The 15,522-nt window shown below is 72.7% G+C and carries 15 protein-coding genes and 1 pseudogene; all 16 read left to right on the top strand.

What is annotated here, in order from left to right:
• Window positions 1-15 precede the first annotated feature (15 nt).
• Window positions 16-915, top strand: coding sequence for a homoserine kinase (gene thrB, locus ACR9E3_RS10040; RefSeq protein ID WP_460380094.1), 900 nt, complete (start codon window positions 16-18; stop codon window positions 913-915).
• A gap of 465 nt (window positions 916-1,380) precedes the next feature.
• Entirely contained in the window at window positions 1,381-3,612 is a 2,232-nt protein-coding gene (gene rho / locus ACR9E3_RS10035; protein ID WP_460380397.1) for a transcription termination factor Rho, read from the top strand.
• A 179-nt stretch (window positions 3,613-3,791) separates the two neighbouring features.
• Window positions 3,792-4,010 (top strand): 50S ribosomal protein L31, encoded by a 219-nt coding sequence (rpmE, locus tag ACR9E3_RS10030; RefSeq protein WP_285656314.1) that lies wholly within the window; start codon window positions 3,792-3,794, stop codon window positions 4,008-4,010.
• A 111-nt stretch (window positions 4,011-4,121) separates the two neighbouring features.
• Complete coding sequence (gene prfA / locus ACR9E3_RS10025; protein WP_460380093.1) at window positions 4,122-5,213, top strand: peptide chain release factor 1; 1,092 nt, start codon at window positions 4,122-4,124, stop codon at window positions 5,211-5,213.
• A 5-nt stretch (window positions 5,214-5,218) separates the two neighbouring features.
• Complete coding sequence (gene prmC / locus ACR9E3_RS10020; RefSeq protein WP_460380092.1) at window positions 5,219-6,025, top strand: peptide chain release factor N(5)-glutamine methyltransferase; 807 nt, start codon at window positions 5,219-5,221, stop codon at window positions 6,023-6,025.
• A gap of 11 nt (window positions 6,026-6,036) precedes the next feature.
• Window positions 6,037-6,681 carry an L-threonylcarbamoyladenylate synthase gene (locus tag ACR9E3_RS10015; RefSeq protein ID WP_460380091.1) on the top strand — a complete coding sequence of 215 codons (645 nt, stop codon included), beginning with the start codon at window positions 6,037-6,039 and terminating at the stop codon, window positions 6,679-6,681.
• Window positions 6,682-6,785: 104 nt separating this feature from the next.
• On the top strand, window positions 6,786-8,072 hold the full coding sequence (locus ACR9E3_RS10010; RefSeq protein WP_460380090.1) for a serine hydroxymethyltransferase: 1,287 nt from the start codon (window positions 6,786-6,788) through the stop codon (window positions 8,070-8,072).
• 109 nt (window positions 8,073-8,181) lie between these two features.
• Entirely contained in the window at window positions 8,182-9,312 is a 1,131-nt protein-coding gene (locus ACR9E3_RS10005) for a glycosyltransferase family 4 protein (RefSeq protein WP_460380395.1), read from the top strand.
• Window positions 9,313-9,624: 312 nt separating this feature from the next.
• A complete protein-coding gene (locus tag ACR9E3_RS10000; protein WP_285656308.1) occupies window positions 9,625-9,801 on the top strand; it encodes an AtpZ/AtpI family protein in 177 nt (58 codons plus the stop codon).
• A complete protein-coding gene (locus tag ACR9E3_RS09995; protein ID WP_285656305.1) occupies window positions 9,794-10,219 on the top strand; it encodes an ATP synthase subunit I in 426 nt (141 codons plus the stop codon). Before ACR9E3_RS10000 ends, ACR9E3_RS09995 begins: the two co-directional genes overlap by 8 nt.
• A complete protein-coding gene (gene atpB, locus ACR9E3_RS09990) occupies window positions 10,216-10,944 on the top strand; it encodes a F0F1 ATP synthase subunit A (RefSeq protein ID WP_460380089.1) in 729 nt (242 codons plus the stop codon). The genes ACR9E3_RS09995 and atpB overlap by 4 nt, the downstream gene beginning before the upstream one ends.
• Window positions 10,945-11,008: 64 nt before the next feature.
• Window positions 11,009-11,296, top strand: coding sequence for a F0F1 ATP synthase subunit C (locus tag ACR9E3_RS09985; RefSeq protein ID WP_285656301.1), 288 nt, complete (start codon window positions 11,009-11,011; stop codon window positions 11,294-11,296).
• A gap of 5 nt (window positions 11,297-11,301) precedes the next feature.
• On the top strand, window positions 11,302-11,925 hold the full coding sequence (locus ACR9E3_RS09980) for a F0F1 ATP synthase subunit B (protein ID WP_460380088.1): 624 nt from the start codon (window positions 11,302-11,304) through the stop codon (window positions 11,923-11,925).
• On the top strand, window positions 11,925-12,743 hold the full coding sequence (locus ACR9E3_RS09975) for a F0F1 ATP synthase subunit delta (RefSeq protein WP_460380087.1): 819 nt from the start codon (window positions 11,925-11,927) through the stop codon (window positions 12,741-12,743). Before ACR9E3_RS09980 ends, ACR9E3_RS09975 begins: the two co-directional genes overlap by 1 nt.
• Window positions 12,744-12,797: 54 nt before the next feature.
• Window positions 12,798-14,351 (top strand): annotated as a pseudogene (gene atpA / locus ACR9E3_RS09970) (F0F1 ATP synthase subunit alpha); the annotation flags it as partial.
• Window positions 14,352-14,526: 175 nt separating this feature from the next.
• Complete coding sequence (locus ACR9E3_RS09965; protein WP_460380086.1) at window positions 14,527-15,522, top strand: F0F1 ATP synthase subunit gamma; 996 nt, start codon at window positions 14,527-14,529, stop codon at window positions 15,520-15,522.

Here is a 15,522-nt window from a genome sequence, read left to right as displayed (position 1 = left end):
GAGGTCGCGCGGGAGGTGAGCCCTCCCGCCGGCGGGACGGTGCGCGTCCGCGTCCCGGCCACCTCGGCGAACCTGGGACCCGGCTTCGACACCCTCGGGCTCGCGCTGGGCATGTGGGACGACGTGGAGCTGTCGATCGGTGACGGCGACGGCTGCACGGTCGACGTCGAGGGGGAGGGCGCCGGGCGCGTGCCCCGCGACGAGCGGCACCTCGTGCTGCGCGCCGCGCACGCGACCTTCGACCGCGCCGGTGCCCCGCGGGCGTCGCTGCGGCTGCGATGTCGCAACCTCATCCCCCACAGCCGGGGCCTGGGATCGTCGGCGGCCGCGGCCGTCGCCGGGATCGCCGGGGCCCGCGCGCTGCTGTCGGCGAGCCACCCGCTCGACGACGACGCGGTGCTCGACCTGGCCGCGGGCTTCGACGGGCACGCCGACAACGTCGCGGCGTGCCTGCGCGGCGGTCTCGTCGTCAGCTGGGGGCACGAGGGGGCCTGGCGGGCGGCGCGGCTGACCCCGCACCCGGCGCTGCGGCCGGTGGCGCTCGTCGCCGAGCGCTCGAGCTCGACCGAGGCGACCCGCGGCCTCCTGCCCGACCGCGTCCCGCACGCGGACGCGGCGTTCACCGCGGCCCGGGCGGCGCTGCTCGTGCACGCGCTGACCAGCGAGCCCGAGCTGCTGCTGGAGGCCACCGAGGACAGGCTGCACCAGCCCTACCGGCGGCCCGCCTACCCCGAGACGGCGGCCGTCGTCGACCACCTGCGCGCCGAGGGCGTCGCGGCGGTGGTCTCCGGCGCGGGCCCCACGGTCCTCGCGCTGACCCTCGACGGGCGCCTGCCCGACGGACTCGACACCACCGGGTTCACCGTGCGCGCGCTCGAGGTCGACACCGAGGGCGCCCGCACCGAGGTGCTCTGAGGGATCTCCGGGCGTGCGTCCCGGAACGTCCGCGTCGCGCGGTACGGCACGCGGGGGGTGGTTGTTGCCGGTGCACACGGCGGGGTCTACATTGGTTTTCACAGCGACCACGCGTGTGGCGCGTCGGTGCCCTGGTCCCGTTGACGACAAGGGGCCACCCTCTTCCCCAGCCGTCGGGTCTCGTCCCGGCGGACGGACACTCATGATCGCTGTACGAGAATTCCGCGGGCCGTTGTCCCGCCCGGGGCCGATCTTCGTCGGTCCATCGGGCCACCACGGTTCCGCGAGCAGCCCCGCTGCGTGCGGGGCGGACACGTCCGCTGGCCCGGGTGGTCCCCGAGCCGGTCAGGAAGGACCTGCGTGACCGAGACCGACGTCATCTCCACCGACGGCGCTGCGGACGCCGAGACTCCCGCCACGGGAGCGTCCGCGCCCGAGCGGCGCCGGCGGGGAGGTGTGTCCGGCATGGTGCTCGCCGAGCTGCGCGACCTCGCGACCTCTCTCGGCGTCACCGACACCACCGGGATGCGGCGCAACGACCTCATCGCCGAGATCAAGAAGCGGCAGTCCGGCAGTGCCGACCGCGGGGACCAGCTCCCGCTCGCCGAGGGCGGCGCCTCCGCCGGCACCAACGGCGCGAGCAGCGGCACCGCCGACACCGCCGCGCCCGCCGAGGCGTCGGCCGAGGAGGCGCCGGCTCGTCGCCGCGGCGGCCGCCGCCGCGCCACCGCGGCCACCGGCTCGCCCGCCGAGCCGGCCACCGAGCAGGCCGTGCCCCCGGCCGCCTCCCCGACCGACGAGCCGGCGGCGGGCACCGACACCGCGGCCCCGGCCGCCGACGTGACCGCCGCGTCCGACGCCGTGCCCGGCGCGGAGGCGGCCGCGAGCGCGGCCGTGACCAGCGAGAACGGCTCCGGGTCGGCCGGTGCCACCGACACGGCGGCGGGTGGCGACGCGCCGTCCTCCTCGCGCCGCGGACGCCGGGGTGCCCGCCGCGACGCGGGCCCGGGCGTCGAGGCCGCGGCCGCCGCCGACGGCGGCGCCGATGCGACGAGCACCGACACGGCGAGCGACACGGCGGCGACCGACACCGCCACCGACACCGCGCCGGCCACCGAGCGCCCGGACACGACGCCCGACGGCGACGGAGGCCGTCAGGGCCAGGGCGGCCAGGGCGGACAGGGTGACGGCTCCGGCGGCCCGTCCCGCCGCCAGCGTGAGCGCGACCGCCAGCAGCGGCCCGACCAGAACGGTCAGGGCGGGCAGCAGGGCGGCGGCCGCGACAACGGTGGCCAGGGTGGCCAGGGTGGCCAGGGTGGCCGTGACAACCGCGACAGCCGTGACGGCGGCGGCCAGGGCGGCCGTGACAACGGCGGTCAGGGCGGCCAGGGCGGCGGCCAGCAGCAGACCAACCAGCGGGGCGGCGAGGACGACGACGACGAGGAGGGCGGTGGCCGCCGGCGCGGCCGGCGCTTCCGCGACCGTCGGCGCAACCGCAACGACCGGGGCGACCGCGGCGAGCGCCAGGGCGGCGGCGAGCCGGAGGTCCGCGAGGACGACGTCCTCATCCCGGTCGCCGGCATCCTCGACGTGCTGGACAACTACGCGTTCGTCCGCACCTCGGGCTACGCCTCCGGCCCGAACGACGTCTACGTGTCGATGTCGCTCGTGCGCAAGCACGGGCTGCGCCGCGGCGACGCCGTCACCGGCCAGGTGCGCCAGCAGCGCGAGGGCGAGCAGAACCGGCAGAAGTTCAACCCGCTGGTCCGCATCGACTCGATCAACGGACTGGACCCCGAGCAGGCGCGCAAGCGCCCGGAGTTCACGAAGCTGACGCCGCTCTACCCCAACGAGCGGCTGCGCCTCGAGACCGACTCGCACCTGCTCACCACGCGCGTCATCGACCTGGTGATGCCGGTCGGCAAGGGCCAGCGCGCGCTGATCGTCTCGCCGCCGAAGGCCGGCAAGACGATGGTGCTGCAGGCGATCGCCAACGCGATCACCACGAACAACCCCGAGGTCCACCTCATGGTCGTGCTCGTCGACGAGCGGCCGGAGGAGGTCACCGACATGCAGCGCTCGGTGAAGGGCGAGGTCATCGCCTCGACCTTCGACCGGCCGCCGTCGGACCACACCTCGCTCTCGGAGCTGGCCATCGAGCGGGCGAAGCGCCTGGTCGAGATGGGTCACGACGTCGTGGTGCTGCTCGACTCGATCACCCGCCTCGGCCGCGCGTACAACCTCGCGGCCCCGGCGTCCGGGCGCATCCTGTCCGGCGGTGTCGACTCGACCGCCCTCTACCCGCCGAAGCGCTTCCTCGGCGCCGCGCGGAACATCGAGGACGGCGGCTCGCTGACGATCTTCGCGACGGCGCTGGTCGAGACCGGGTCGACGATGGACACGGTGATCTTCGAGGAGTTCAAGGGCACCGGCAACGCCGAGCTCAAGCTCGACCGCAAGCTCGCCGACAAGCGCATCTTCCCCGCGATCGACCCCGACCCGTCGGGTACCCGCAAGGAGGAGCTGCTGCTCTCGCCGGACGAGATGGCGGTGACCCACCGCCTGCGTCGCGTCCTGGCCGCGCTGGACTCCCAGCAGGCCATCGAGCTGGTGCTCGACCGTCTGCGCAAGTCGCGCACGAACATCGAGTTCCTCATGCAGGTCGCCAAGACGACCCCCGGCAAGGACGACGACTAGCACGACCGGCACCGGGGCGGCCGGGAACAACGGCCGCCCCGACCTGGTTGAGGGGATCAGCGGGCGGTCCTGCGAGAATGGCCCGCAACAGCAGGTTCCGGTTCACCCCAGACACGACGGCCCGGTACGACCCGAGGGCCGTGGGGACCCGGCGCCACGACGCGAGAGGACCCATCACCGTGAAGAGCGGCATCCACCCCGAGTACCACGAGACGCAGGTGCTCTGCGGCTGCGGCAACTCGTTCACCACCCGCAGCACCAAGCCGGGCGGCAACATCACCGTCGAGGTCTGCTCCGCGTGCCACCCCTTCTACACGGGCAAGCAGCGGATCATGGACACCGGCGGTCGCGTGGCCCGCTTCGAGGCCCGCTACGGCAAGCGCGCCGGCCGCAAGTAGCTCCTCCGACGCCCGTCGTCCCCGCGCCGTCACGGCCGGGGGCGGCGGGCGTCGTGCATGTCGGGGGACAGGACCAGGAGAGGGGAGGCCGCGAGGGTGTCGAGCGGAGCCATGACGTCGTCGCCCGGGGTCACCGCGCTGCTCGAGGAGCACGCGGGGCTCGAGGCGCGCCTCGCCGACCCCGGCGTGCACGCCGACGCGGGTCTGGCCCGCTCGCTCGGCCGTCGCTACGCCGCGCTCTCGCCGGTCGTCGCCACCGTCGGTGAGCTGACCTCCGCCGAGGCCGACCTCGCCGACGCCCGTGAGCTCGCCGGCGAGGACCCCGCGTTCGCCGCCGAGGCCGACGAGCTGGCCGAGCGCGTCGAGACCTTGCAGGCGCGCCTGGCCGAGCAGCTCGTGCCGCGCGACCCCGCCGACGCGAACGACGTCGTCGTGGAGGTCAAGTCGGGGGAGGGCGGCGAGGAGTCGGCGCTCTTCGCGGGCGACCTGCTGCGCATGTACTCCCGCTACGCCGAGCGCCGCGGCTGGAAGGTCGAGGTGCTCTCCGCGACCGAGTCCGACCTCGGCGGCTACAAGGACGTCACCGTCACGGTGACCGCACCCGGCAACGATCCCGACGGTGTCTGGGCCTGGCTGAAGTACGAGGGCGGGGTGCACCGCGTGCAGCGCGTGCCTGTCACCGAGTCGCAGGGCCGCATCCACACCTCCGCGGCCGGGGTGCTCGTCTATCCCGAGGCCGAGGCGGCCTCGGCGATCGAGATCGACGAGAAGGACCTGCGCATCGACGTGTTCCGCTCGTCGGGCAAGGGCGGGCAGGGCGTCAACACCACCGACTCCGCGGTCCGGATCACGCACCTGCCCACCGGGGTCGTGGTGTCGTGCCAGAACGAGCGCTCGCAGCTGCAGAACAAGGCGCGGGCGCTCGAGGTGCTGCGCAGCCGCCTGCAGGCGATCGCCGACGAGGCCGAGCAGGCGCAGGCCTCGGCCGACCGCCGCAGCCAGGTGCGCACCGTCGACCGCTCGGAGCGGGTGCGGACCTACAACTTCCCCGAGAACCGGATCTCCGACCACCGGATCGGGTACAAGTCGCACGACCTCGACCGGGTGCTCGACGGCGACCTCGACGGCGTGCTCGACGCCCTGCGCGCGGCCGACCGTTCCGAGCGGATGGCGCGCGCGGCGGACGAGGCGACGCACTCCTGAGCACCGTGCAGGCCCTCCTCGCGCGGGTCACGGCCCGGCTGACCGAGGCCGGCGTCGACTCGCCGCGGGTGGACGCCGAGCTGCTCGTCGCCCACGCCCTCGGCGTCCCCCGGAGCCGGCTGCTCCTCGCCGACCCGCCGGACGACGAGCGTGCCGTGGACGACCTCGTGGCGCGCCGCGCCGCGCGGGAGCCCCTGCAGCACGTCCTCGGCACCGCCGTCCTCGGCCCGGTCGAGGTCGTCGTCGGCCCCGGGGTGTTCGTGCCGCGCCCGGAGACCGAGGTCCTTCTCGCGTGGGCGCAGCGGCAGGCGGGCGCGGACGTCGTCGACCTGTGCACCGGCACCGGGGCGCTCGCCCTGGCCCTCGCGCGGTCCCGGCCGGACGCGACGGTGCACGCGGTCGAGGCCGATCCCGACGCGCTGACCTGGGCGCGGCGCAACCTCGCCGGCTCGGGCGTCGTCCTCCACGAGGCCGACGTGACCGCGCCCGGCGTGCTCGCCGACCTCGCCGGCACCGTCGACCTCGTCGTCAGCAACCCGCCCTACGTCCCCGAGGAGGTCGCGGTGTCGCCGGAGGTCGCGGCCGACCCGCACGGCGCGGTGTTCGCCGGGCCCGACGGGCTCGCCGTGATCCGGCCCCTCGCGACGCTGGCCCACCGGCTGCTGCGGTCCGGGGGAGCGGTGGGGATCGAGCACGACGAGTCGCACCCCGCCGCGGTGCGGAGCGTGCTGAGCCGCGCCGGCTTCACCGAGGTCACGACGCTGCCCGATCTCGCGGGACGCCCCCGCGTGGCCACGGCGCGCCGGTCCTAGGCTGGCGCCCCGTGGCGATGGTCTACGACTGCGAGGACCCGGCGACCCGACCCACCGGACTGGCCGCGGCGGCCGCGGCGGTGCGCGCGGGCCGGCTGGTCGTCACCCCGACCGACACCCTCTACGGGATCGTCGCGGACGCGTTCAACGGGCAGGCCGTGGCCGACCTGCTCGCCGCGAAGCACCGCGGGCCGGACATGCCGCTGGGCGTGCTGGTCGGCAGCTGGTCGACGATCGACGGCCTGGTGGGCACCGTGCCGCCGGTGGCGCGCGACCTCGTCGAGGCGTTCTGGCCCGGCGGGCTGTCGATCGTGCTGCCGCACGCGCCCAGCCTGGCCTGGGATCTCGGCACCACGCGCGGCACGGTGATGCTGCGCATGCCGCTGCACCCGGTGGCCCTCGAGCTGCTGCGCGAGGTCGGGCCGCTGGCCCAGAGCAGCGCGAACGTCTCGGGGCAGCCGCCCGCGACCACGGCGCAGGAGGCCCGCGACCAGCTGGGCGACAGCGTCGAGGTCTACCTCGACGGCGGGGTGTGCGCGTCGGGCGTGGGCTCCACGATCGTCGACCTCACCGGTGAGACCCCCCGCCTGCGCCGCGAGGGCGCCGTCAGCGCCGACGACGTCTCCCGCGTGGTCGGCGTCCCCGTCTCCCTGTGAGCAGTTGGCGCCCCTGCCGGGGCGCCGACTGCTCACACACGAACTGTGACGCGTGTACCACCGGGGCCGCGCGAGGCCGTGATGCGCCGGTAACGTGAGGCGTCATGGCAGCCGACTCGCAGCACTTCTGGGGCCCGGACTACGACGCGCTCGCGGCCGTCGATCCCGAGATCGCCCAGGTCGTCGACGACGAGCTCACCCGGCTGCGCGGCGGTCTCCAGCTCATCGCGAGCGAGAACCTCACCAGCCCCGCGGTGCTCGCCGCGCTGGGCTCGACGCTGTCGAACAAGTACGCCGAGGGCTACCCGGGGCGGCGCTACTACGGCGGCTGCGAGGTCGTCGACCGCGCCGAGGAGATCGGCATCGAGCGCGCCAAGACCCTGTTCGGTGCGGAGCACGCCAACCTGCAGCCGCACTCGGGCGCCAACGCGAACCTCGCGGTCTACGCCGCGTTCTGCCAGCCCGGGGACAAGGTGCTGGCCATGAGCCTGCCCCACGGCGGGCACCTCACCCACGGCGCCAAGGTCAGCTTCTCGGGCAAGTGGTTCGAGCCGGTGCCCTACACCGTGCGCGAGGACAACGGGCTCATCGACTACGACCAGGTCCGCGACCTGGCGCTCGAGCACCGCCCGAAGATGATCGTCGCCGGCGCGACCGCCTACCCGCGGCTGATCGACTTCGCGAAGTTCCGCGCGATCGCCGACGAGGTCGGCGCGATCCTGTGGGTCGACGCCGCGCACTTCATCGGCCTGGTCGCCGGCCAGGCGATCCCCAGCCCGGTGCCCCACGCCGACGTCGTCACCTTCACCACGCACAAGGTCCTGCGCGGGCCGCGCGGCGGCATGCTCGTCTCGAAGGCCGAGCACGCGAAGGCCCTGGACAAGGCCGTGTTCCCGTTCCTGCAGGGCGGCCCGCTGATGCACGCGGTGGCCGCGAAGGCGACCGCGCTGGCCGAGGCCGCGACGCCGGGCTACCAGGAGTACGCCCGCACCGTCATCGCGAACGCCCAGGCCATGACCTCGGCGCTGGAGTCGCACGGCATGCGCGCGATCTCCGGGGGCACCGACACCCACCTCGCGCTGCTCGACCTGCAGCCGCTCGGGGTCACGGGCAAGGAGGCCGAGGCCCGCAGCGGGCTGGCCGGGATCACGCTGAACAAGAACGCGATCCCCTACGACCCGCAGCCCCCGATGACGGCGTCGGGCATCCGGGTCGGGTCGCCCTCGGTCACCACGCAGGGGATGACGCCGACCGAGATGCCCGAGGTGGCACGGCTGATCGCCGGTGCGGTGACCGCGGACGAGACCACCGAGGACGGCAAGAAGAAGCTCGCCGACGTGCGCGACGAGGTCGGCGCGCTCGTGGCGCGGTTCCCCGCGTACCCGCGGTAGAGCAGGGCTGCGACACGGGTCCGGCTCCCCTGTCGGCGTGCTGCCCTGATTGCTCCGCGGCCCCAGGTCTACTCTCGGGCCCGTGGGCCCGTCACCGGACTTCGCCCCGATGGGGCTCCCGATCCGGGAGTACCTCCTGGTCGGGCTCACGGCGGCGGTCGCCACGTACCTGCTCACGGGCCTGGTGCGGCGCCTCGCGCTGCGGTGGGGCGCCATCGCCGTCCCCCGCGGGCGTGACGTCCACACGATCCCGATCCCGCGGCTCGGCGGGGTCGGGATCTACCTCGGTGTGCTCGCCGGGGTGTTCGTCGCGAGCCAGCTGCCCGTGCTGCGCCGGGCCTTCGACTACTCGAACGAGACCGTCGCCGTGCTCGTCGCGGGCGGGCTCATCGTCCTCGTCGGGGCGCTGGACGACCGGTTCGGCCTCGACGCGCTGACGAAGCTGGCCGGTCAGGCCACGGCCGCCGGGGTGCTCGTGCTCATGGGCGTGCAGTGGACCGCGGTGTACCTGCCGTGGGGCGGCACCGGCGGCAGCACCGGCTCGGTGCTGCTGCTCGGCCAGGACCAGGGCGTGCTCATCACGGTGTTCCTCTGCGTCCTGCTCGTGAACGCGATGAACTTCGTCGACGGGCTCGACGGGCTCGCCGCGGGGATCGGCACGATCGCGGCCACCGCGACCGCCGCGTTCGCGCTCGGCCTGCTCGGGCAGCAGAACGGCGACGTGAACGCCTATCCGCCCGCGCTGATCGCCGCCGTGCTCGCCGGGGCCTGCGCCGGCTTCCTGCCGCACAACTTCCAGCCCGCCCGCCTGTTCATGGGCGACTCGGGCTCGATGTTCATCGGCCTGACGCTCGCCGCGGCCACCACCACCGCCTCCGGGCGCACCAACTACTCGACCACCGGCGCCACCGGGGCGCTCGCGCTGGTCACGCCCCTGATCGTCGTCGCGGCGGTGGTCTTCGTGCCGCTGCTCGACCTGCTGATGGCCGTCGTCCGGCGGACCCGCGCGGGCACGAGCCCGTTCGCGCCGGACAAGATGCACCTGCACCACCGGCTGCTCGAGATCGGGCACTCCCAGCGCCGCGCCGTGCTGTTGATCTATCTCTGGGCGGGCGTGCTGTCGTTCGGTGCCGTCGCGCTGGCCCTGATCGACAACGCCTTCGTGGTGGTCTGGCTGGTCACGGTCGGAGTACTGGTCGCCGTCCTCGCTTCGGCGGTCCCGCGCCTCCGAACACGCTGAATCCGCTGGCAGGAGCCTTGTCGTGATCACCAACCGGCTCGCCGTGCGCCTCCTACACGCTGTGATAGGTTCCTCCTCGCCCGGAGAGAACAGGGCATTCCAGGTGGTCCCGGGCAGCACGAGGGGTCACCGTGTCGGGGTCACGTTCTTTCCGCGCCCCACGTCAACACGTTTCGACACTTCCCGTGCTTGAGACCACCGGCACCAGGGACCGACGCGAGGAGCTCCTGAGCGATGTGGCCACGGCCCGGATGGGCGGACCGGTGACCAGAGATGGGCGGTTCCACACCGAGTGGGTGGGCCCTCGCGGGCATGGGCACGACGATCGCCGCGATCCTGCTCGTCCCCATGGCACTCGGCTGGCTGCTGGACCGCGCCATCGGCACATTGCCGATCTTCGTGATGGTGGGACTGGTGCTCGGCCTGGCCTCCGCGGCTCGGTACACGTACGTGGAAGTGCGCAGAACCTTCGGGAGCGGGCATGACTGACACCCCCGAGCAGACCCCCGAGCACGCCCCCGTCGTCACGGTCCCCGGATCGACGCGCACGGCGTACCGCAACTCGCTGATCGTCGCCGTCGCCCTCGGGGTCGTCGCGCTCGCGTGCGGCTACCTCTTCGGGTTCGCCGCGGCCGCCGCGTTCGGCTGCCTCGGCCTCGTCCTCGGCGCCGCCAACAACCTGCTCGTCCAGCGGGCCGTACTGCACCAGGCGGCCTCGGACATGCCCAGCAAGGCCGCCCTCGTGCGCGGGGTCGGGGCGCGACTGGCCGTGATCACCGGCATCGCCGTCGTGCTGGCCCTGACCTTCTTCCCCGACGGCCTCGGGACCTTCCTCGGTCTCGCCGTCTTCCAGTGCATCAACACGATCGCCGGGTCCGTGCCCGCGCTCAAGGAGCTCCGTCAGTGACGACCCAACTCCTCGCCGCCGAGGGCTCGATCTCGCCGAGCGAGCACGCCGGGCAGTTCGAGCTGTTCGGGATGACGTTCAACGGCGACACGATGTGGAACTCCGTGCTCGCGGCGGCCATCGTGCTGGCGCTCGGGTTCTTCGTGCGCTCGCGGGTCACCTCCGAGGTGCCCAACAAGGTGCAGCTGGCCTACGAGGCGCTGACCAACTACATGGTCGAGCAGGTGCAGGGCCGGATGGGGCGCCGTCCGGCCGAGTACCTCATGCCCCTGTGCGTGGCGCTGTTCGCGTTCATCCTGATCTGCAACAGCTTCGTGCTCCTCGAGGTCGGCTCGCCGGCCCCGATCCGTCCGCCGACATCGGACGTGAACCTCGCCTACGCGATGGCGATCTTCGTCTTCGTCTCGGCGTGGGTGTTCGGCATCCGCGAGCTGGGCGCCGGGACGCTGAAGCGTTTCGTGCAGCCCTATCCGGTGCTCCTCCCGCTGAACATCATCGAGGAGATCGCGAAGCCGCTGTCGCTCTCGCTGCGACTCTTCGGCAACATCCTCTCCGGTTCGATCATGGTCGCGGTCATCGCGCTGATCCCCTGGTGGGGCCTGTGGCTGCCGAACGTCGCGTGGAAGCTGTTCGACCTGTTCATCGGCGTGATCCAGGCGCTGATCTTCTCGCTGCTGACCATCATGCAGTTCTTCAGCCCGGCCGTGAGCGAGGAAGGCCACTAGGCCCGCCTCGAACGGACCCAGCACGACCCTTCTGACCCCTCACGACCCCCGATCAAGGAGTGTCATGTCGGTTGTTTCCAGCGTCCTCGCGCAGGGCGGCGACCCCACCACGGGGCTGCGGTCCGGCGGCGCGTTCATCGGCGGTGGCATCGCCCTCGCCGGTGGCGCCATCGGTGCGGCCATCGGTGACGGTCTCGTCGGTGCGCAGACCATCGCCGGCGTCGCCCGGCAGCCGGAGGCCCAGAGCCGCCTGTTCAACATCTTCTTCCTGACCGTCGGTCTGGTCGAGGCCATGTACTTCATCAACCTCGCCTTCATGGCCCTGTTCGTCTTCGTCCTCGGCTCCGGGTGATCGACGTGTCCGGGACGACGGAGATGCTGGCCGCGGGCGGAGGGAACCAGAACTTCCTCCTGCCCAACGGCACGTTCATCTTCGAACTCCTCCTGTTCGTGCTGGTCTTCTTCCTGATCAGCCGCTTCATCGTCCCGCCGATCCGCCGCGCCCTCGAGGAGCGCGCCGAGCGGGTCCGCCGGACGCAGCGGGAGAAGGAGGAGGCCGACGAGCAGTACGCCGCGGCGGAGCGTCGCCACGAGGAGACGCTCCACGAGGCGCGCAGCTCGGCGTCCCAGATCCGCGACGAGGCCCGCGCGTCCGCGCGCGGCACCGCCGAGGAGCTGCGGGGACAGGCGGAGTCCGAGGTCGCGGAGGTGCGTCAGCGCGGTGAGCGCGAGCTCGCCGACCAGCGCTCCCGCGTGCGGCAGGATCTGCAGGGCCAGCTGCCCCAGCTGGCCACGGGCCTGGCCGAGAAGATCCTGGGCAGGCCGCTGTCCGGCGACCACAGCCGGACGGTCGACGAGTACGTGAACTCGATCGACGCCGACTCGAACGGCCGGTCCGGCGCGTCGTCGTCCGGTGGACGGGAGACGGCCGGCACGGCGGCGTCCGGGTCCGGCGCCGTCACCGGAGCGGAGGACGGCTAGTGCACACGACCAGTCGGGACGCCTTCGGGCGCGCGAGCGAGCAGCTCGACAGCGTGGTGCGGGAGTCCGACGCCGCGACGCTGCGGACCGTCGGTGACGAGCTGCTCTCGGTGGCCAACGCCCTCGCCGACCACCTCGACCTGCGACGTCACCTGGTGGACCCGGCCGTGTCCGAGGACGGGCGCGTGCAGGTCCTCCAGGGTGTCCTGCGGGACAAGGTGGGCGGTTCGACCCTCGACGTGCTCACCACGCTGGTGCGCTCGCGCGTGTCCACCTCGACCGACCTCGTGGAGGCGGTCGAGGAGCTCGGGCGCGACGCCCTGCTCTCCAGCGCGGAGAAGGCCGACACGCTGTCCGAGGTCGAGGACGAGCTGTTCCGGTTCGGCCGGCTGCTCGACCGCGAGCAGCGGCTGCTGGAGCTCCTGACCAACACCACGGAGCCGGCCTCCGGTCGCGTCGGGCTGCTCGACCAGGTCCTGTCCGACCGGGTCGACCCCATCACCCACCGGCTGCTGGCCCAGGCCGTGGCGCGGCCCCAGGCGCGGCCCCTCGACCGCACGGCCGAGGTCCTCGCGGAGGCGGCCGCGGCACGTCGCGACCGGTCCATCGCCCGCGTGGTCTCGCCGGTGGTGCTGGGCGAGCGGCAGGAGAGCCGTCTCGCCGAGTCGCTGTCCTCGCTCTACGGGCGCCGCATCTCGGTGCACGTGGACGTGGACCCCGAGATCCTCGGCGGTCTCGTCGTGCGCGTGGGTGGCGAGGTCATCGACGGCAGCGTGCTCGGTCGTCTGCGGAGCGCGGCGACCGCGCGGCCGAACTGATCCTCGAGCCCCTTTGAGCCATTTCAGCATTTCGACACAGGTAGGCAGGGAGCCATGGCGGAGCTGACGATCTCGTCCGACGAGATCCGTAATGCCATTGAGAACTACGTCTCGTCCTTCTCGGCGGAGTCGTCGCGCGAAGAGGTCGGCACCGTCGTGGACGCGGGTGACGGGATCGCGCACGTCGAGGGTCTCCCGTCGGCCATGACCAACGAGCTGCTGCAGTTCCCGAGCGGCTCGGTGGGCATCGCCCTCAACCTCGACGAGCGCGAGATCGGCGTCGTCGTCCTCGGCGACTTCGACCAGATCGAGGAGGGCCAGGAGGTCAAGCGCACCGGCGAGGTGCTCTCGGTCCCCGTCGGCGACAAGTTCCTCGGTCGCGTCGTCAACCCGCTGGGCGAGCCCATCGACGGCCTCGGCGACATCGAGTCCGAGGAGCGCCGCGTCCTCGAGCTGCAGGCGCCCTCGGTGGTCCAGCGCCAGTCGGTCAGCGAGCCGCTGCAGACCGGCATCAAGGCGATCGACTCGCAGACGCCGATCGGCCGCGGCCAACGCCAGCTGATCATCGGTGACCGCAAGACCGGCAAGACCGCGGTCTGCACCGACACGATCATCAACCAGCGTGAGAACTGGGAGAGCGGCGACCCGGACAAGCAGGTCCGCTGCATCTACGTCGCGATCGGCCAGAAGGGCTCGACCATCGCGGCGGTCAAGCAGGGCCTCGAGGACGCCGGGGCGATGGAGTACACGACCATCGTCGCCGCGCCCGCCTCGGACCCGGCCGGCTACAAGTACATCGCGCCCTACGCCGGGTCCGCGATCGGCCAGCACTGGATGTACCAGGGCAAGCACGTCCTGATCGTCTTCGACGACCTGTCCAAGCAGGCCGAGGCCTACCGTGCGATCTCCCTGCTGCTGCGCCGCCCGCCGGGCCGCGAGGCGTACCCGGGCGACGTCTTCTACCTCCACTCGCGGCTGCTCGAGCGCTGCGCGAAGCTCTCCGACGAGCTCGGTGCGGGGTCGATGACCGGTCTGCCGATCATCGAGACGAAGGCCAACGACATCTCGGCCTACATCCCGACCAACGTCATCTCGATCACCGACGGGCAGTGCTTCCTCGAGTCGGACCTGTTCAACCAGGGCCAGCGCCCCGCCATCAACGTCGGTGTGTCGGTGTCCCGGGTCGGCGGCGACGCGCAGATCAAGGCCATGAAGTCGGTGGCCGGGTCGCTGCGCGTGGAGCTCGCGCAGTACCGCGAGCTCGAGTCGTTCGCGGCGTTCGCGTCCGACCTCGACGCGGCCAGCAAGGCCCAGCTCGACCGCGGCGCGCGCCTGATGGAGGTCCTCAAGCAGGGCCAGGGCGAGCCCTACCCGGTGGAGCTCGAGGTCGCGGCGATCTTCCTCGGCACCCGTGGCTACCTCGACTCGGTGCCCACCGAGGACGTCCGCCGCTTCGAGCAGGAGTTCCTGGACTACCTGCAGCGCAACGGCGACGAGGTGCTCTCGAACATCCGCGAGTCGGGCAAGCTCGACGACGACGGCGAGAAGCGTCTGGGCGGGCTCGTCGACGACTTCAAGAACAGCTTCGAGGCCGGCGACGGCTCCTCGGTGGTCGACGACTCGAAGTCCGGCTCCTCGTCGCAGTCGTCGTCGCAGTCGTCGTCGCAGTCCGAGTCGTCCGAGTCGTCGTCCGAGTCGTCGTCCGAGTCGTCGGAGTACTCCGAGTCCTCGGAGTCCTCGTCCGCGTCGTCCGACTCCTCCTCCGAGAGCTGACGGGCCGCCGATGGCTGCACAGCTCCGCGTCCTGCGCCGACGGATCCGTTCGTCGCGCAACATCGCCCAGATCACCAAGGCCCAGGAGACCGTCGCGACGTCGCGGATCTCCAAGGCGCAGGCCCGGGTGGAGAACTCCCGGCCCTACGCCGAGGAGTTCACCAACGTGCTCGCGCAGGCCGCCAAGGCCGCGGCCACCGACCACCCGCTGCTGGTGGCCCGCGAGGAGGTCTCGCGGGTCGCCGTGCTGGTGATCACCAGCGACCGCGGCCTCTGCGGTGGCTACAACGCGAACATCCTGCGGGCGGCCCAGCGGCGCCTGGCCGAGATCCGGGAGGCGGGCCAGGAGCCCGTGCTCTACGTCATCGGCCGCAAGGGTCGCGACTACTTCGCCTTCCGCGGGACGGAGCCGGCCCAGAGCTGGACCGGGTTCTCCGAGCTGCCGTTCTACGAGAACGCGGTCGAGGCCGCCGACGCGCTCGCGGCCGCCTTCATGACCGGGGGCCAGGACACCGTGTCGCGTCCCGATGACGACGACGACACGGGCCTGCGCGTGCCGGAGGGCGCCGAGGGGCTGGGCGGGGTGGACGAGGTCCACCTCATCTACACCCAGTTCACCAACATGCTCAGCCAGACCGTGACGTCGCGACAGATCGCGCCGCTCTCGCTGGAGGAGCTCGAGGAGGGCCGGGAGGAGTCGGAGTCCGGCTCCGACTCGGAGTCCTCGGGGCAGGGTGGCGAGTACCTGTTCGAGCCGGAGGCCGAACAGCTCTTCGACGTGCTGCTGCCCAAGTACCTCCGGACCCGGGTCTTCGCGGCACTGCTCGACGCCGCGGCGTCCGAGTCCGCGGCGCGTCGACGGGCGATGAAGGCCGCCACGGACAACGCCAACGAGCTCATCGACGATCTGACGCGCGAGGCGAACCAGGCCCGCCAGGCCCAGATCACGCAGGAAATCAGCGAGATCGTCGGCGGCGCCAACGCGCTCGCCGGAAGCGGGGAGTGA

This window comes from Actinomycetospora sp. C-140 (assembly GCF_054796175.1).
This window is presented reverse-complemented; position numbering and strand designations above follow the sequence as displayed.

What these genes read in the sequence shown, in the direction of transcription:
- rho (WP_460380397.1), top strand. Translation starts at nt 1,381, where the DNA reads ATGGTGCTCGCCGAGCTGCGCGACCTCGCGACCTCTCTCGGCGTCACC.
- prfA (WP_460380093.1), top strand. Translation starts at nt 4,122, where the DNA reads ATGACGTCGTCGCCCGGGGTCACCGCGCTGCTCGAGGAGCACGCGGGG.
- ACR9E3_RS10010 (WP_460380090.1), top strand. Translation starts at nt 6,786, where the DNA reads ATGGCAGCCGACTCGCAGCACTTCTGGGGCCCGGACTACGACGCGCTC.
- ACR9E3_RS10005 (WP_460380395.1), top strand. Translation starts at nt 8,182, where the DNA reads ATGGGGCTCCCGATCCGGGAGTACCTCCTGGTCGGGCTCACGGCGGCG.
- ACR9E3_RS10000 (WP_285656308.1), top strand. Translation starts at nt 9,625, where the DNA reads ATGGGCACGACGATCGCCGCGATCCTGCTCGTCCCCATGGCACTCGGC.
- ACR9E3_RS09995 (WP_285656305.1), top strand. Translation starts at nt 9,794, where the DNA reads ATGACTGACACCCCCGAGCAGACCCCCGAGCACGCCCCCGTCGTCACG.
- ACR9E3_RS09985 (WP_285656301.1), top strand. Translation starts at nt 11,009, where the DNA reads ATGTCGGTTGTTTCCAGCGTCCTCGCGCAGGGCGGCGACCCCACCACG.
- ACR9E3_RS09965 (WP_460380086.1), top strand. Translation starts at nt 14,527, where the DNA reads ATGGCTGCACAGCTCCGCGTCCTGCGCCGACGGATCCGTTCGTCGCGC.